Here is a 17,240-nt window from a genome sequence, read left to right on the forward strand (position 1 = left end):
GGTACAGCACCCCGTTGATCACCCGGCGGTGATCACTCCACCGGCCCCCACGCGCACCACCGCGAGGTAAGAACGACTCCAGCCGATCCCACTCCGCGTTCGTCAGATCTCCACGTCCCATGCAGTCAGCCTGCCCCCAACACCCCACTCACGGCAGGAGATCCGAGAAACAGTGCCTAATCCCAGGGGCTGTTGCATGATTGCGTTTCGTCCGGAGTGCCGTGCTGGCCCGTCCTTGGAGGGAACGCCCCGGTTCGGGCAGGGGGGCGGACGCGGTGCAGGCACGGTCTCAGTGATCATGTGAGTGTCGAAGTCCCATGAACACATGGCGAGTCCGTGCCTGCTCCTGCATCTTCCCTCATGCCCACCGCACTGGCCCAACTGGGCCGGACTGCCGCGTCGGCCCCGCTTGCGGACGCGGTCACACTGTCCGGCTTCCTGGACCTGGTGCCCGACCCGCGAAGCGTTCGCGGCCGCCGCTACCGGTTGTCCGCCCTGGTCGCCGCAGCCGCGGCAAGTGTCCTGGCCGGTGCCCGCTCGCTCACCGCGATCTCGGAGTGGATCAGCGACGCGCCCGCGTGGGCCTGCCGGGTTCTCGGCTTCCCCACCGACCCTCTCTCCGGCACGGTGTCCGTCCCGCACCCCCACACCCTGCGCCGTCTGCTCGTTCAGCTCGACGGTGACGCCCTGGACCGGGCGATCGGCGCCTTCCTCACCACTCGCGCCACCCCGGCCGGTCCCGGACTGCGTGCGATCGCCGTCGACGGCAAGGCCCTGCGCGGCTCACGCACCGCTACCACCACCTACGTCGCCCTGCTCGCCGCGATGGATCACACCGGCCGTCCTGGCCCAGCGCCAAGTCGCCGACAAGAGCAACGAGATCCCCGCCTTCCGGCCCCTACTGGACAGCGTCGACCTGACCGGCACGGTTGATGCCGATCTCGAATTTTGGTTCTGGCCGCGCTTCCGTGAATGATCTTGGGTCTGGTGTAATGCCAGGGTGGTGTCGAGCGCCGGGCACCGGGCCAGCTCAGTGGGCGGGGACGGGCGGAAAGATGGTGGCGGCAGAGCCTGGGAGTGCTGTGATGGGGTCGGCGCGAGCGGCCTGGGACCTGATGCCCCTGGAAGGCGTGGGGCCGCTGTCTTTCAGCATGGATATGGCTGAGGTTGCCGCAGCGCTACCGGACATGATCGAGCTACGTCGGTTCCAGGCAGACCCATCGTTTCGGGAGATCCTGGGCCTGGAGTTCGGTGCAGGGCCTTCGGAACCTGCCGTGTACGCCTACTTCATTGACAGCCTGTTGTTCTGCGTCGCGGTCGAAGCGGTCCGGGGACCCCAGGTATCGCTCTGAGGCAGGGAGTTGACCGGCTGCGTGCCCGCTGATCTGGAGCGGTTCCTCTTGCAAGCTCACGAGTGCGGGGTGATCGACGTGTCCTACGGTCCGCGAGGGAACCCTGGAGCCAACGGGCTCGGTCTGGTCGTGCGGGTACAGGAGGTCGCATCCGGTGTGGCGACTCGGCCGGTCATGGTGGGTCAGGCCTGGGCCGACAGGTGCACCGACGACTGGGAAGGCGCGATCCCGGAATGCGAATGGGTGGGCCGCCAGTGGACCTACCCGGGTCATTCAGAACACTGGCCCCCGCCCGGGCACGCACCGAACTGGCATGGTTGGCAGCCTCCTTTCTAGCCCGAACCGCTCTCTCGATGGAGCTCAGCCTGGAAGCCGTGAAGCTCACGGTCGAGTGATGATGCGGATTCTGAGGAGTCTGAAGGACGCCCGGTTGTACATACTCCTCTTGATCGTTTTCACTCTGTTCACGTTGCCTTCGACGACTCCGGAGCTCCATTCGAGGGTGAGGCCGGCAGTAACGGCGTCGAGGTCATGGCGGAGGAAGCCAGCGAAGCCGCGGACTGGTGCGGGGGCGTTTTGTTCGGCCTGGCGGATCCAGTCCTTCAGCATGTGTCCGCGGCGGTGTGTGACGAGGTCGTGGAAAGTACGGGCCAGGTCGCAGGCGCGAGTGATGTCCGGGCAAGCGAGCCGGACTTGGAGAAGTCGCTCGTTATCCTTCGGCGCGAGGTCTTCGCGACGGCACATGATCCACGAGGTGATCCTTCGCGGGCTGGGGATGTCGGCGCGCACAGGTTCGGCGGTGCCGTCGCGGAGGGCGGCGAAGTGTTTGCGGATGGCCTGGACGCTGCCACGGTAGCCCTGTGCCCGGATCTCAGCGAGAACCTGGGGTGCGGTGACGCTTCCGCCGGTGTCGGTGAGGCGGGCGGTGGCGTATGCCTTGAACGGGGCGAGGACGCCGGTGGGACGTCGGTCGCGGGCGGAGACGAGGAGGACGTCGAGGTCGGTGTCGCGGAAGCGGCGTACGGTCTTGCGGTCCAGGTGGAGGCGGCGGGCGATGGCGCTGATGGTCCAGCCGGCAGTCACGAGCCGATGGACGTCTGCGTAACGCTCCCGGGTCCGCTCGATGATCTGAGTGCGGGGCAGTTCGGCGGGCGGCAACTCGGTGATCGTGACGGTCGCCGACACCGGCACATCGGTATCCTCCTCTGTGTGTTTCCGCAGGCAGGAGCGGTGTTGGTGGCAGGTCTTCTCCACGGCTGCACCGAGGTTCTGCAGCAGGTGCCACCGGTCGGCGACCTCCAGGGCGTCCGGTGCGGCCTCTTTGACAGCCTTGCTGTAAGCGGTGGCGCGGTCCCTGCAAATGATCTCGGCGCCGGGATGCGCGGTGAGCCAGGCGGCGAAGGTGTCGCACTCGCGGTCGGGCAGGATGTCGACGACGCGGCCGGACTCGACGTCGACCAGCAGCGTGCCGTACCGCTTTACCTTCCGGAAGGCGAAGTCGTCGACACCGAGGACGCGCGGCGCCCGTTCTGGGACGGCCGGCTCCGTGAGCAGGCCCAGCAATCGGGTCCGGCCCGCCTTCAGCTGCAGCCGCCGGCACAGCCGTTGGCCGGGACGGCCACCGAGCTCGACGGCGACCGCGTGTTGCCACTGCTTCAGTCCGAGGCTGCAGCGGCGGTACCGCTCGCTGAGATTGGCGACCTGCTCGACGAACGTCCGCCTTGGACACCGGCTGCGGTCGCAGAAGAACCGCCGGACCCGTAACCGCACGGTCAGGCTCTGGCCGTTCACCGGCAGTCCGGCCAGGCACCGCTCGTACGACGAATGCACCCTCGATGCCTGCGAGTTGCATCCCGGACAACGTGGTGGCGGCCCGCATGCGACCGCCTCGACAACCAGCCCTGCGGCGGCCTCGGTGACGTGCGTCAACCGCACATCGAAACCGGAGAACAGAACATCAGCGAGCGATTCGACCCCCATGCACAGGATGTCCCACAGAGGATCGTTCCTGCATGCCGCCGCTGACCTAGGAATTCACGGAACTGCAGTCAGAACCAGATTCAAAGAGCGCCATCACGCGTCACCGCCGATGCGCTGCACACCCAGCACGCTCACGGCACCTACTTCCGCCGGCGCGGTGCCCACTACATCGCCCAGGTCAAGGCCAACCATCCCGGACTGCTCGACCGCCTCCGCCGCCTGCCCTGGCGCGAGATCACACTCGACCACCACGACCGCACCCGCGCCCACCACCGCCTGGAGATCCGGCGGCTGAAGACCGCCGCATCGCCCACATCGAATACCCCGACGCCCGACAGGCTTTGCAAGTCGTGCGCTGGAGGAAGGACTTCACCAACGGCAAACTGACCATCGAACGCGTCTACCTGGTCACCAGCCTGCCGCCCGGCGCGGCCACCGGCGCCCAGCTCGCCGACTGGATCAGAGGCCACTGGAAGATCGAGAACCAGCTCCACCACGTTCGCGACCGCACGTTCCGATAGGACGACTCCAAGATCCATGCCGGGCATCTCCCGCGCGTCATGGCCGGCCTGCGCAATCTCGCCATCGGCGTCCACCGTCAGGACGGCCACACCAACATCGCCGCCGCCCTACGCCACACCGCCCGCGACTGCCGCAGACCCCTGACCGCCCTCGGCATCACCGGATGAACCCGGACAGACCTCGATCACGCAAGAGACCCTGGGGTGCGAGGGCCGCCAGGAGGCCAACGGCTTCGGCGATGTAGCGGTAGGCCGTCGTCGTGCCGATACCGAACCCTGCTGCCAGTTGGGCATAGGGGTGCCCGTTGCGCAGGTGGGGGAGGGCGAGCAGGGCCTGGCGGCTGGCGCTGAGTCGGCGCCACCGGCTGCCAATCGCACGAGGGCGCTCACAGAGGCGGGCGGTGCGGAAACGAAGGTGTGAACTGGACAGGTCCAGTCCGGAAGGATAGGCAGGCACGAGAAGCCTTTTGGCGGAACGAGTAATCTTGGTCGTGCACCCGTCTACCAGGGGGCTTCACTCGTTTGTCAGCCAGTTAGCTGACTGCAACAGCAGGTTGAAAAAGGTTCTGTGAACCCGGGCGGAACGCGTGACCGCACTCCGGACACGCCACTATCAACTCACGGGTACGGGCGGCCATATGCACAGTGTCGGCCTCCGCCCACACCCGTTCCACTCGCACCGTATCCAGGTGTGGAGGCACAATCCCTACGGAGCAGTCACACTCGCTGACACTGCCGTCACCTGTGACGGAGCGTCACCGGCGTACAGTGGCCCACCCCAGTTTCGCGGAAATCTTGCCAGGGCCAGAGAAGTCTGTACGCCGACAACGGGTTGCAAGCGAGCTCATGGCCCTCGTCCGCGGGCCAGTGCTCAGTCGGTTGGTGCCTCACCGAGTGCGTCGACGACACCGGTCTTCAGCAGAGCCACGTCGTTCGAGCCCAGATACTCGAGGCTGCTGCGGTCGAAGACCCAGACGTCGCGGTTGTCCCCGGAGCCGAAAGTGAAGCCGATACCCGGCCGGCCGGCCGCATCCTCGGCGTGCTGCACCAGCGTCACGCCCGGAATTTTGGCCGCCGCGCGATAGAGCGCCGCGTCGAGTTTGGGAAGGAGAGTCGCCCCCGGGAGCATCGAACCGATGTGTTCGAGTGCCGCGTCTTCGTGGGTCGGCCCCTGGCCCTCTGTCTGCTGCCAAACCAGGTCGTACAGCTGGTCCGGGTCCGTCGGCAGGGACTGAAGCTCGCGGTAGGAGGTGACGCCCGGGTCGGCAGCCAGGCTCATGTCCCTGGTGCCCTTCCCGGACGGGCCGGAGAGGACTGTGATTCTTGCCAAACCGCGTCGATTGCCGTCCGCAGAATGCCAGTCCGACCGGCGAAAGATGTCCTCGCCATCATCCATGATCTGCTGAGTACCCTGCACCTGAGTGAAGATGTATTGGTCATCACGGACCGGCGTTGTTTCCTGCGACGCGGCGACTGTAGCGATGCGGTTCAGCATGACGATCGCCTCCTCGTTCCTCTGCGGCGCTTCTTGGCCCGCGCTGAGTTCTGACGCTACGACTGCCCCGACGACGACGGCCGCGGCCAGGCCCAACGGCAACGCCGTCAGTCCAAACCCGCGTCGGCCGCGGAACGGAAACGGTAGGCCGCCGAGATGCTCGTGTGCGCCGGGGCTCTGTGAGCCTGCCTGCGCGGCCGACTGGCGGGCGATTTCCTGCACGAAGTGCGCCTCTAGCTCGAGCTTGCGGCCGGGCGTGAGCATCGGGTCCGCGGGGCTGGGCAGAAGCCTGGTCAGTTCTTCACGTTCGGCTGAATTCATCGGTGCTTCTCCTGTGCCTTTCACTGTGCCAGCCGGGCCGCGTCGGTGCTGCCCACCTGTCCGCTCGGTGCGGAAGGTCTCGCTTTCCCCTCATTACGGCTCACAGAGCCTTGGCGCAGTTCCTTATCGGCCAGCCGTCGCAGGCGCTGCCGGGCACGTGCGAGCCTCGACCGGATGGTGCTGACCGGCACGTCGAGGGCAGCTGCGGCCTCCGCATAGCTCAGATCAGACCACACGCACAGGGCGAAGACCTCGCGTTCACGCTTTCGCAGTTGGTCAAGAGCCGTACGGGCCGCATCCAGTCGTTCCGCGTCCTCGATGCGGGCCACCAGGTCATCGGAGAAGTCATCTTGAGGTGCCTGACGAGGCAGACGGTTTATTGCTGCGCTATGACGCCGGGCAGCTCTCTGCATGTTGCGCAGCACATTGGTGGCGATACCGAAGATCCATGGACGCAGGCTTTCGTCTGCCGAACCTTGAACACTGCTGCCGTCCTTGGGGGGACCGGCCGTACGGCCCGGCCATTCCGTATCCGGGAGAAGTTTCTGGCGCAGCCGCCAGGCTTCTAGGAAGGTCAGCGATACGGCGTCCTCCGCAGTGTTGCGATCGCCGGTGAGACGTGCGGCGTAGCTGTACACGGCCGCAGCGTGCGCGCGGAACAGTTGCGCGAAGGCTTCTTCGTCTCCTGCCCTGATGCGGGTGCGTAGGGAGTTTTCCATGTCTTGTCCTGTCCGCGCGCCGTGAGTGGTCTCGGTGACCGTGGTCACTTTCGGCTTTTCGTTCCGGGGAAGGGGAGGCCGCTAGCGACATCAGTTCCTTCGGGAGGTATTCCCAAGGGGCGGGAGGTCGCGTGAGCGAACGGTTCACAGCCTACGGGACGAGGTGTTGGACGCAGTGTCCAATCTAACCGCGCGCCTGATCACCGCGTGGTGTCTAGATCCCTAGCTCGATCGTGACACCAGGCATGGCGGGTTCGGCGGGTCCGATGACCGGGGAGATCGCAGCCTTGTGGCCGCTCTCACAAGGACCGACGCGACGCAACGGACAGATGAGAGTGTGACCCACCGCTCCCTCATCACCTCGCACGCCGATCAGCAACGTGACTCGATCCTGCAGCCCGGTCGCCCATCAGCCCCAGAACGCGAGCCACGGTTCCACCGCGCAGCCGTCTCACCGCAACCAACGCTGCGCAAGGACATCCAGGGACTACGCGCTTTGGCTGTCACACTCGTCGTGCTCGCGCACGCCGAGATGCCCTTCGTCAGCGGCGGCTACATCGGCGTTGACGTCTTCTTTGTCATTTCCGGATTTCTGATCACTGGGGGCTTGCTAAGGGAGACAGAGAGCTCGCAATCTGTGTCGCTGCGACGCTTCTATGCACGGCGAGTGCTGCGCATCCTGCCGCTGGCCACCCTGGTGGCCGTCGCCACGATGGCCGGCTGCTGGTTCTTCGCTTCCAAGATCCGTTTCATCGAGTTCACGAACGACGCGCTGTCTGGCGCACTCCATCTCATGAACGTCGACCTGGCGACTTCCGGAACCGACTACCTTCGCGAAGGTGCCAGCCCATCGCCCTTCCAGCACTTCTGGTCGCTGTCGGTGGAGGAACAGTTCTACATCCTGTGGCCGCTGCTCCTACTGGTGAGCTGGAAGTATTTTCGACGGCCCTGGCTGAAGGCGCTGCCCTTGGGCGTGCTGTGTCTGATCTCCCTCGCCCTGTCCGTTGGGATGACTGAGACATCACCGTCGTGGTCGTACTTCGGGCCGCACACACGGCTCTGGGAACTGGGCGCCGGAAGCTTGCTCGCCTTCGCCACCTCAGCGCTCGCTCGCGTTCCGCGCCATCTGACCGAAGCCGCTAGCTGGCTCGGTCTGGTTGGGATCCTTGCCTCCGTCCTGCTGTACGACGAACACACTCCCTTCCCCGGGTACCACGCGCTGCTGCCCGTGGCTGGAGCGGTCCTCGTCATCGCGGGTGGCTGCGGTACGTCCCAGTCACTTGCGTCACGCTTGCTTTCCCTGCCGCTGGCGACCTGGGTGGGGGGCATCTCCTACGGTTGGTATCTATGGCATTGGCCCGTGCTCATGCTCGGCCCCTCTGCTCTGAACCGCACAGCCACACCGCACCTCTCCCTCTTGCTGGCCCTAGTCGCACTGCTTCTAGCCTGGATCACCTTGCACCTGGTTGAAAACCCGATCCGGCATCGCCCCTCCCTCCGCCGCCGGCCGACCGTCGCCCTCACCCTCGGCCTTGGCCTGACGGCGACCCTCGTAGCGGGTTCCCTGGTCGCTTCGTGCTTCCCACCACCAATTAGTTCGACCGCGCGGGCCCCGGAACTGAACAGGACACTTGCGACGGCCGCCGATCCCAGTGCTGAATTGGAGAAACTCGTCGCTGGGGCGGGGGCGAGCCTGCCCCGCAACCTGTCACCTCGGCTCACCGAGATAAAGAAGCAGCGTTCGGCCGCCTATCGCGAGGGTTGCCACGTCGGCTACGCCGGAGAGAAGTCGCCCAGGTGCGTCTACGGAGACAGGACCTCCAAGAAGGTAGTCGTCCTCTTCGGTGACTCCCATGCCGCACAGTGGTTCCCCGCGCTGGAGAGCCTCAGTCTCCGGCACGGGTGGAAACTTGTGTCGTTGACGAAGTCGTCGTGCAAGACCGCCGACGTGATGATCGTCGTCCAGAACCACCCCTACCGGGCATGCGAGAGGTGGCGTGAGGACGCCCTGAATCGAATAGAGCAGTTGCAGCCGCAACTGGTCGTGACCTCTTCGTCCGAGGCTGCCACCCCGGCCCAGCGGATGATGGAGCCAGCGAGAGAGTGGCAGGCGGGGTACGAACGCGTCTACCAGCAATTGGCCCGCTATTCCAAACACCTTCTCGTACTCCTCGACAATCCGTGGCCCCGTACCGACGCAGTGGAATGCGCATCGAGCCGTCCACTGGACCTGTCGACCTGCGAGCACAGCCGCCGGAGGGCCGTAAAGAACCCGGTGCTCAGGGAGGCGAGCCGCAAGGCGGCCCGGCAGACCAGGGCTTCTCTGCTGGACCCTATGCCTTGGTTCTGCATCCTGGGCGGCCGCTGCCCGCTCGTCGTGGGCGACACGTTCGTTTACCGCGACGAGAGCCATGTGGCGGAATCGTACGCGGCAGCGCTGACTCCGTTGCTGGAGAGGGAACTGAAGCTCACAGGGCTCATCGGCTGAGGCAAGCGGCAGGCTACGCCCGTCGGCGCAGGTGGACGCCGTCTGCTCGAGGCCGTCCTGCACCGCCTCGACGACGCTCGCCTCATCGACGTCGCATTTGGGTGAGCGGCAGCGACAGCTACTCATGGCCGCAGAGGCCCGTGTCCTGGGACACGGTGGTGTTCGGGCCGTCGCGCGGGCGGCCTCGGTGAGTGAGACCACGGTCCGCAAGGGCTTGTTCGAGTTGGAGGGCGGCGAGGAGCCCCTGGGGCGGGTGCGGCGGCCGGGCGGAGGTCGCAAGAGAGTCGCAGATCTCGATCCGGGACTGCGGCCGGCAACGCTGGCGCTGGTCGAGCCGGACGAGCGCGGCATCGCACGCCTGAAGTCCTGGCGCAGCTTCCGCTGCTCCCGATGCAGCCCGAATCGAATAACGTCAATCGCCGCGGCCATCCTCACCCTGCAGCGGCAACGCTGAAAGACCTCAATGAGGGGGCGGGGGTACCCAACCCGCCCCCCTCCTGTCACAATCCTTGGTTCAGCAGCTTTGCCGCCCGGCCGATCGATGCAGGCATCAAGTGCCGGTAGATCTTGAATGTCATGTTGATGTTCTTATGACCCATCCATTCTGCGACGTCTGTGATGGGTATTCCTCTGGACAGACAGTTTGATGCGAAGAAGTGGCGCAATGAGTAGGTGGTGAGCCTCCTGGTGATACCTGCGCGCTTCTTGGCGGCGCCCCATTGGTGTTCGAGCGTTGTGTGGGCCCAGTAAGGGGAGCGCTGGGTTCGAAGGAGGTAGCCGTTCGTGTCGGTGCCGTGTTCCTTCGCATGGCGGAGCAGCGTGTCTCGGACGGTCGATGGCATTGGAGTTTCTCGGAACTCTCCGGGCTTCCGATGTTTGAGAGGGGCCCGTTCGCGAGTTTTGCCCTCGATCTGCTCAGTGATCCGATAGACGTCGTCGGCGACCATCCGGTCCAGATTGGCCGCGTACGCCTCACCGTTGCGGAGACCGCATCCCGACATGAGGTCGATGACCAGCCCGAGACCGTCACTGCCAGCGGCCTTGAGGGAACGGATTTCCTCCAAGGTCGGGATGGTGATTTTTCGAGGGATGTACTCCGGCGGGATGACACCCTCGAACGGGTCCTCGCTGATACCGCCCCGCCGTCGCGCATCGAGAAGGATCTTCTTGAGGGTGTCGAACGCATTCTGTTGCGCTGCCGGCCCGACGGAACGTTCTTCCATGGACATGATGAAGTCGTCGACCACCGTCGTCGTGAACGTGTTGATCCGCCGAGACTCGAGGGCGGGCAGAATCTGTCGGGTGAGTATCTGGTTGACGGTGCGCACGCTGCCGGGCGTGTAGTGACGCTGGCGGGTGAGCCAGAGGGAGGCGTAGTGCCCGAAGCGTTGCTTGCCGATCTCCCGCTTGAGCTCGGCCTGGAGGCGAGGAGTGGTCCGCTTTTCCTCGTAGACCGTGGTCAGCCGGTCGAGTGCCGCCTGCTGTGTCGCGTACCCCGTCTCCTCGCGCTGCCGCCCGGCTGCATCGCGGTAGCGAATGGCGTACGGATGTGTACAGCGGCTTTGGCGGGCGCAGACGCAACTTTTGAAGAAGCTGCCCATTCCCCGGACGAGTTGGGTCGCCAAGTACACGTCTCCTGATTCATGCTGGAAGTTTGCTGACCAAGGACCTCCAAGCATGGTCATGACCTGCGGCCGCGCCAAACTACGGGACGTTGATGAGCATCTTCATGGGTACCTCCTGGGAAGTGTGGCAGGCGAGTCCTCGACCTGTGTTTGTGCTGGTCAAGATGGGTTCGAGGCTGTTGGTGATCGTGATGTTCCACGGCGGTCCGAAGCGGGCTCCTACTGTCGGCAGTATCGACCTTGCGGCAGCGAAGGTCACGTGCGAGAACGCCCTGGGCGCGCCTCGGCCCCGCCCAGGGCGTGCCGGATGCCGGCGTCCCGGCGCGCGCCGCCCCTCGCTCCACTGTCCTGCGCGATCCGCAAGGGCGCGCGCCGCCCGGCCGGAAGACGACCGGTGACGTCACAGGATGATCTGCCGTGCGGAATCCATTCATGATCACTTAACCGACCGGGCGTATCAAACGGCCACCCTCGGCGCATGATGGATACACCAGAATTCGCTCCCTTGGACCGCCGGAAGTTCCTCGCGGCTGCCGGCGGCACCACCCTCGGTGTGCTTGCTGCCGACCAGTTCGCCGGCGGCGCGGCCTCCGCCGCTGAGACCGGGACCGCGGCGGCCGTGGCCGACCCCGCTCCCTTCCTGCTCGGTGTTGCCTCCGGCGAGCCGCACGAGGACAGCGTCGTGCTGTGGACGCGGCTCGTCACCGACCCGCTCGACGCGGAGACCGGCGGAATCGCCCCCGAACCTGTGAAGGTGCGCTGGGAGTTGGCCAAGGACGAGGAGTTCCGTCACGTCGTCGACGAGGGGCAGGCCACCGCTCTACCTGAGTCCGCGCACAGCGTCCACGTCGTGGCGGGTGGCCTGAAGGCCGACCACTGGTACTGGTACCGGTTCGAGGTGAACGGCGTGTACAGCCGCACCGGCCGTACGCGAACCCTGCCGGCCGCCGGGGCCAGGACCGATCATCTGCGCTTCGCCTTCGTGTCCTGCCAGAGCTGGGTCGGCGGCCACTACGCGGCGTACCGCGATCTGGCCGAGCAGGACCTCGACTTCGTCATGCACCTGGGCGACTACATCTACGAGACGACCGACGGCAGCCTGACGGAGTTCCGGCGGCTGCACGCCAAGTACAAGACGGCCCCCGAACTGCGCGACGCGCACGCCCGCTTCCCCTTCTTCGTGACCTGGGACGACCACGAGGTCCAGAACAACTACGCGGGCGACGTCCCGGGCGGCGCCGGTGACGGACGGCCGTTCCTGGAGCGTCGCGCCAACGGCTACCAGGCGTACTACGAGCACCTGCCGCTGCGGCGGAAGCAGAAGCCGCAGGGCCCCGACGCGCTGATGTACCGCAGGTTCGCCTTCGGGCGGCTCGCCGAGTTCAGCATCCTCGACACCCGCCAGTACCGCACCGACCAGCCCTGCGGCGACGGCCGGAAGACACCCTGCGACGCGGCCGGCGACCCGGCGGCCACCCTCACCGGTCCGGAGCAGGAGCAGTGGCTGCTCAGGGGCCTGGGCCGGTCCGGCGCGCAGTGGAACGTCATCGCCCAGCAGACCATCATGGCCGCGTTCGACTACGACCTGGGGCCGTCCGAGATCGTCAACCTCGACCAGTGGGACGGCTACCCCGCCGCCCGCTCCCGGATCCTGGACTTCCTTGACCGCAAGCGCCCCGAGAACCCGGTGGTGCTCAGCGGCGACTGGCACACCCACTGGGTGAACGACCTCAAGAAGGACTTCGACGACGCGACGTCCCGCACCGTCGCGACCGAGTTCGTCGGCACCTCCATCTCCTCGGGTGCCGGCTGGGACGCCGACGTGCGGGCGGGTCTTGCGGCCAACCCGCACGTGAAGTTCTACAACGGCACCTACCGCGGCTATGTGATCTGCGACATCACGCCGAAGCGCTGGCGTGCCGACCTCCGGATCGTGCTGAACGCGGGCGACGCGGGCTCTCCTGCGTACACGATCGCCGCGTTCGAGGTACTCGACGGCGTCCCCGGCGCCCGGCGTCTCGACGGAGTCGGCGACGGCCTGTCCGGCCGTCTGACCGACAGCCGGACAGGAACGCCCCTCGCCAACATGCGCGTGCGGGTGCTGGACTCGACCGGCAAGGCCATCGTGACGAGCACGACCGGCGCCGACGGCGAGTTCCTCGCCTTCGCCGTCCCCGGCGTCTACACCGTGCAGGCCGACGGAGTCGGCTACGACCCCGTCGGCGTCTCAGCCACCGTTCAGGACGGCACGCAGACCCGCGTCACCTTGCGGGCGGACCGCGCACGGGCACGGGCCGGCACGGGAACCACCATTCCCGGCCCCGTGGCCGAAGGCCTCACCTCCGACCTGGTGATCTCCAACGACCACCTCGCCCTGGCGATCTCGGCCGGCTCCGAGGACTCACAGCTGACCCCCGTCACCCTTGGCAAGCCACGCGACATGGCCGCCGTCGGCCACCTGGACCAGATCGACTGGCTCAACCTGCCGTACGCGTCCGCGAGTCAGCCGCGCGGCACGGGCGCCTGGCAGCAGCGCACGGTGCGCTCGACCTCCGTCGAGGTCGTCTCCTCGACCGGCGCCGAAGCCCGCATCAGGGCCACCGGCGCCAGCACCGCCTTCCCGGACGTCTCGGTCGTCACCGACTTCTCCGTCCGCGAGGGCGAGCGCTGGATCACCGCCGAGAGCGTCTTCACCAACCGCGGCACGGTGGACCGCACCCTGTGGATCGGCGACGTGATCGACCACGACGGGGCGGGGCAGCGCAGTGGTGTCCCCGGCCACGGCACCATCACGAGCGGTGCGCCTGCCGACTACCTGCCGGAGGGCCCCTGGATCGGCATGACCGGTTCCGACAGCCAGACGTACGGTCTCATCTACGAGGACCAGGCGTTCACCGCGTACGCCTGTGACATCTGGGCGATGACCCAGCGACAGGTGACGATCCAGCCCGGCGCGGACTACACCCTGCGCCGCCGGATCACAGCGGTCGACAACCGGACCGCGCTCGATCCCTTCGCCGTGCTGAACACGCTCTGACGGGCTCCGTCCGGCGAGGCGGCGCGCGCCGCCCGTCGGACGGCACCACACATCCGGTCTCGACGAGTGGTTCGCGCGATCCGCGGCCCACTCGGCACCGCAGATCGCTCAGACCCGGGCCGTGAGCCGACCGGATGCGCCGTGGTGCGATGCGGCTCGGGCCTCGACAGCGGTGCCGTACCGGAGGTTCAGGCGGCCCGGAGTTCGAGTCACCGCGCTGCGGGGTCAGCGGTTCAGTGCTTTGCGCAACTGCTCCTTGTTCATCGACGAGCGCCCTTCGACGTTCTTCTTCTTGGCCTCTTCGTAGAGCTGGTCCCGTGTAGGCCCTTGGGCGCCGCTGTGGGAACGCTCGCCGCCGCGCTGGGACGCGGACTTCTTGTCACGTGTGGAGGTCTTGCTCGCGCTTTGAGACTCCCCTGACCTGGCACGTTCCTTGTTGACCGTGCGCGCAGCGATCTCCTTGGCGCGCTTGGGGGACGCACCCCGCTCCTGCGCGCCTTCCCTGATGTGCTCGTACTGACGCTCCCGCTTGGGACTGGAACCTGCCGGCATGACGCTCTCCTTTGCCGCTCGAACCAGATCGTCTGCTCAATCACCGCGTGTTCCCACACTCCTGTAAGGCATGCGGAGCCTGCTGCCTGGTGATGTAGCGGACTTCTGGAGTCACAGACTCGTCAGGATCTGCGGGGCCAGATTCTTGATCATGGTGTTGGTCCACCGCATCTGCCGGAGCGTCCGGGGATGGCAGGCGGAAACCAAGGCCAGCATTGTGTTGTCCCGAGTGGCCTGGGCGACCTGGGCGAGCATCTCCCAGTAGAGGGAGTTCTGTGCCGCGCGCAGGTGCAGGTCCCGAAGATCGCGCAGGAGCAGCAGGCCGGGCTCGGGACGATGTCCCTGTGCCTCGGCCGACGGCTCTGCCGGCGCCGGCATCAGATCCGAGGGGGATTCCCCCGCGACGCCGCCGCCGGCATGCACGTGAGGCGTGTCGCCGATCTCGCCGATGTCGGCCAGGCGCCGTGCGTGCTCGCGGGACCAACCGGCGAGGTCGAGGGCGACGTGGTGGACCTCGTGGTCGGTGCGATGGCGTTCTGCCGCCGACGCGAGTTCCCTGGCCAGCCAGATTTCGCCGCGGTGGAGAGCGCGGAGGATGAGGTCGGAGCCGTTCACTTGGCCCCCTCCGTACGGCCGTGTCCGCGTTGCGTGGTGCCGATCGACTCGGTGACCATGGCGGCCGGGCCGCCCGTGGTCACCGCCGCGGCGTCGGTGCGGGCGGGAGCGGACGCGGTGGTGCTCGGCGCCGGCGCTGCGCGGCCGGCGCCACGTTCCACGCGGCGCAGGGCTGCTGTCGCGGTCTTGAACAGTGGTTGCTTGGAGGCCGGGTCCCAGTCGGTGACGGTCGTCTCGTTCGCGGCGCGGCCGGGTGTCCCGTCATTCGGACCGCGGCCGGCACTGGTGTCCCAATAGCCGTAGTGGAACGGGAGGAACAGCAGGCCAGGTCGGATGTCGGTCAGGCGCAGGCGCCCTCGTACCGCACCGCGGCGGGTCGTCACCTCGACCAGGTCCCCTTCCTCGAGGCCGAGCCTGTCGGCGTCCAAGGAGGAGGCTTCCACCCACACGTCGGGGGCGGCCTCGTTCAACTGCGGTGCCCGCGCGGTCTTGGTGCGGGTGTGGAAGTGGTAGAGGGTACGGCCGGTGGTCAGCTGGAACGGGTGGTCGTCGTCGGGTGCTTCGTGCGGTGGCAGGTAGCCGGCCGCTTTGATCATGGCCTTGCCGTCGGGGTTGCGGGAGCGGTAGTCGACGACCTCGTCCGCCGCGCCGGTCACCAAATCCTTGCCGTAGCTTTCGCAGACGTCCGGGTGGGCCCAGCTGATGCCGTCGGTGTAGAGGCGTTCTGTGCCGTGCGGAGCCTGAGGGGTGCACGGCCACTGGATCCCGCTTCCCCCGCGCAGTCTGGCGTAGGTGAGGCCGGTGTAGTCGCACGGGCGGCCGGCGCTGCACTCTTTCCATGCCGCGAACGCGGACTCCGGGTCGTGCCACTTGATCAGTGGGGCGCCGTCCTTGTCGCGGAAGTCCATGCGGGCGGCGTAGTCCAGGAAGATGTCCAGGTCCGGCCTGGCCTCGCCGGGCGGGTCGACGGCCTTGTCGGAGAGGTGGACCGTGCGGTCGGCGTTGGTGAACGTGCCGGTCTTCTCGCCCCAGGTCGCGGCCGGCAGCACGACGTCGGCGAAGCGGGCGGTCTCGGTGAGGAACAGGTCCTGCACGACGACGAACAGGCTCTCCTGCGCGAGGATCGAGCGGACGCGGGACAGCTCTGGCAAGGAGACCGCGGGATTGGTGCCGCTGATCCAGAGCATGCGCAGGGAGCCCTGTTCGGCGTAGCGGAACATCTGCATGGCGTGCGTGGGCGGGGCGTAGTGCGGAATCGTCTCGGGTGCGACGTTCCAGACGCGGGCGAGATCGGCGACGTGGCTGTCGTTCTGCCAGTTGCGAAATCCTGGCAGGTCGCCGTCGGCTCCGCACTCACGGGTGTTCTGCGCCGTGGGCTGGCCGTTCATCTGGAGCACTCCGGCACCAGGTCGCCCGAGCATCCCGCGGATCAGATGCAGGTTGTTGACCTGTACGGCCGCGGCCGTGGCCTGGTGGGACTGGTAGATCCCCTGGAGCACCGTCGACAGCAGCCGGTCGGTCGTGCCGAGGAGTTCGGCGGCCTGGCCGATCCGCGCGGCCGGCACGTCACAGATGTCCGCAGCCCACCGGGGTGTGCACTCCTGCACCCGGGAGACGAGTTCCTCGAAGCCGACGGTATGGGCCGCGATGTAGTCGTGATCGACGTGGTCGTTACGGATGATCTCGTGGAGGAGCGCGTTGAGCAGCGCGAGGTTGGTACCGGTCCGCGGAGCCAGATGCACGGTCGCTCTGCGGGCCACCGGCGTGGGGCGGGGATCGACGCACAGCAGGCGGGGAGGGGCGTCGCCGTCCAGCCTGTCCAGGATCCGCATCCACTGGACAGGCTGTGTCTCGGCGACGTTGTGCCCGAACAGCGCGATCACGTCGGCGTGGTCGATGTCGTCGTAGCTGCCGGGCTGTCCGTCACAGCCGAAGGACTCCTTCAGCGCCTCGGCGGCGGTGGACGTGCACAGTCGGGTGTTCCCGTCCAGGTGGTTGGTGCCGATTCCGGCCCGGGCCAGCACGGCGAGCGTGTAGTACTCCTCCAGGAACAGCTGCCCGGTGGTGTAGAAACCGATCGAGCCGGGACCCCTTTCGTCGAGCAGTTCCCGTGAGCCTGCAACGACGCGCTGCATCGCGGTGTCCCAGTCGCATTCAACGAGACGCCCGTCCTGCCGGACGAGCGGTCTGGTGAGCCGGTCCGGGGACGCGTTCGCCTGCCATCCGAACAGGTCTTTCGGGCCCAGCCGGCCGTGGTTGACCCGGTCCGTGGCACGGCCTCGGACGCCCACCATCCGCCCGTCCAGGACGGCGATGTCCATCGCGTCCCCGTCCGAGTGCAGGATCGAGGCGGTCTGCACCCACCGCTGCACCGCCTCCGGATCGACGCCCTGGTCCAGGAAGGTGTCGACGCGGTCGGGCCATGGCTCGTCCCGGCCGTACGGAGTACGGCTGCCCCACGGCTGCGCGATCCGATCCACCGACGCGCTCATACGTGCCTCCTGCCCCGACTCCCGGACGACCCGGCACATCGCG

General features: G+C 67.0%; 14 protein-coding genes and 2 pseudogenes. 7 read left to right on the top strand and 9 right to left on the bottom strand.

From position 1 onward, the window contains the following. Nucleotides 1-121 (bottom strand): transposase (locus ACZ7LV_RS37455; protein ID WP_471945896.1); only part of this gene is annotated, 121 nt, incomplete at its 3' end. A gap of 239 nt (nt 122-360) precedes the next feature. Between ACZ7LV_RS37455 and ACZ7LV_RS37460 the strand changes: the two genes are divergently transcribed. Together ACZ7LV_RS37460 and ACZ7LV_RS37465 are read left to right on the top strand one after the other, a co-directional pair. Beyond that, complete coding sequence (locus ACZ7LV_RS37460; protein WP_471945834.1) at nt 361-933, top strand: transposase family protein; 573 nt, start codon at nt 361-363, stop codon at nt 931-933. Nucleotides 934-1,085: 152 nt separating this feature from the next. Then, nucleotides 1,086-1,352 carry a hypothetical protein gene (locus ACZ7LV_RS37465; RefSeq protein WP_471945835.1) on the top strand — a complete coding sequence of 89 codons (267 nt, stop codon included), beginning with the start codon at nt 1,086-1,088 and terminating at the stop codon, nt 1,350-1,352. Nucleotides 1,353-1,733: 381 nt separating this feature from the next. Here the strand turns inward: ACZ7LV_RS37465 and ACZ7LV_RS37470 are convergent, their stop codons facing one another. Continuing rightward, nucleotides 1,734-3,332 (bottom strand): ISL3 family transposase, encoded by a 1,599-nt coding sequence (locus ACZ7LV_RS37470; RefSeq protein WP_471945836.1) that lies wholly within the window; start codon nt 3,330-3,332, stop codon nt 1,734-1,736. Between the two features lie 350 nt (nt 3,333-3,682). Here ACZ7LV_RS37470 and ACZ7LV_RS37475 point away from each other — a divergent pair, with 350 nt between their 5' ends. Next, on the top strand, nt 3,683-3,853 hold the full coding sequence (locus ACZ7LV_RS37475) for a hypothetical protein (RefSeq protein WP_471945837.1): 171 nt from the start codon (nt 3,683-3,685) through the stop codon (nt 3,851-3,853). Between the two features lie 39 nt (nt 3,854-3,892). Then, on the top strand, nt 3,893-4,021 hold the full coding sequence (locus tag ACZ7LV_RS37480) for a hypothetical protein (RefSeq protein WP_471945838.1): 129 nt from the start codon (nt 3,893-3,895) through the stop codon (nt 4,019-4,021). Nucleotides 4,022-4,055: 34 nt separating this feature from the next. Here the strand turns inward: ACZ7LV_RS37480 and ACZ7LV_RS37485 are convergent. The 3 genes and pseudogenes from ACZ7LV_RS37485 to ACZ7LV_RS37495 all read right to left on the bottom strand — a co-directional run. Beyond that, nucleotides 4,056-4,310 (bottom strand): annotated as a pseudogene (locus ACZ7LV_RS37485) (helix-turn-helix domain-containing protein); the annotation flags it as partial. A 414-nt stretch (nt 4,311-4,724) separates the two neighbouring features. Next, nucleotides 4,725-5,669, bottom strand: a complete 945-nt coding sequence (locus ACZ7LV_RS37490) for a CU044_5270 family protein (RefSeq protein WP_471945839.1) — start codon at nt 5,667-5,669, stop codon at nt 4,725-4,727. Between the two features lie 20 nt (nt 5,670-5,689). Next, the gene (locus tag ACZ7LV_RS37495; RefSeq protein ID WP_471945840.1) at nt 5,690-6,436 is read right to left on the bottom strand and encodes an RNA polymerase sigma factor; all 747 of its coding nucleotides are present in this window, start codon (nt 6,434-6,436) and stop codon (nt 5,690-5,692) included. A 289-nt stretch (nt 6,437-6,725) separates the two neighbouring features. Here ACZ7LV_RS37495 and ACZ7LV_RS37500 point away from each other — a divergent pair, with 289 nt between their 5' ends. Beyond that, nucleotides 6,726-8,876 (top strand): acyltransferase family protein, encoded by a 2,151-nt coding sequence (locus tag ACZ7LV_RS37500; protein ID WP_471945841.1) that lies wholly within the window; start codon nt 6,726-6,728, stop codon nt 8,874-8,876. Nucleotides 8,877-9,000: 124 nt separating this feature from the next. Further along, nucleotides 9,001-9,225, top strand: a pseudogene (locus ACZ7LV_RS37505) (ISAzo13 family transposase); the annotation flags it as partial. A gap of 151 nt (nt 9,226-9,376) precedes the next feature. On the opposite strand, the gene ACZ7LV_RS37510 reads toward ACZ7LV_RS37505, so the two are convergent. Continuing rightward, nucleotides 9,377-10,507 carry a tyrosine-type recombinase/integrase gene (locus ACZ7LV_RS37510; protein ID WP_471945842.1) on the bottom strand — a complete coding sequence of 377 codons (1,131 nt, stop codon included), beginning with the start codon at nt 10,505-10,507 and terminating at the stop codon, nt 9,377-9,379. Nucleotides 10,508-11,006: 499 nt separating this feature from the next. On the opposite strand from ACZ7LV_RS37510, the gene ACZ7LV_RS37515 reads away from it, so the two are divergent. Next, nucleotides 11,007-13,538: an alkaline phosphatase D family protein gene (locus ACZ7LV_RS37515; protein WP_471945843.1), complete on the top strand. Its 2,532-nt coding sequence runs from the start codon at nt 11,007-11,009 to the stop codon at nt 13,536-13,538. A gap of 225 nt (nt 13,539-13,763) precedes the next feature. Here the strand turns inward: ACZ7LV_RS37515 and ACZ7LV_RS37520 are convergent, their stop codons facing one another. The 3 genes from ACZ7LV_RS37520 to ACZ7LV_RS37530 form a co-directional block, all read right to left on the bottom strand. Then, the gene (locus tag ACZ7LV_RS37520; protein ID WP_471945844.1) at nt 13,764-14,090 is read right to left on the bottom strand and encodes a plasmid stabilization protein; all 327 of its coding nucleotides are present in this window, start codon (nt 14,088-14,090) and stop codon (nt 13,764-13,766) included. Nucleotides 14,091-14,201: 111 nt separating this feature from the next. Beyond that, a complete protein-coding gene (locus ACZ7LV_RS37525; protein WP_471945845.1) occupies nt 14,202-14,705 on the bottom strand; it encodes a hypothetical protein in 504 nt (167 codons plus the stop codon). Next, a complete protein-coding gene (locus ACZ7LV_RS37530; protein ID WP_471945846.1) occupies nt 14,702-17,197 on the bottom strand; it encodes a molybdopterin oxidoreductase family protein in 2,496 nt (831 codons plus the stop codon). Before ACZ7LV_RS37530 ends, ACZ7LV_RS37525 begins: the two co-directional genes overlap by 4 nt. Nucleotides 17,198-17,240: the final 43 nt, after the last annotated feature.

This window comes from Streptomyces sp. NPDC107562, assembly GCF_055657325.1.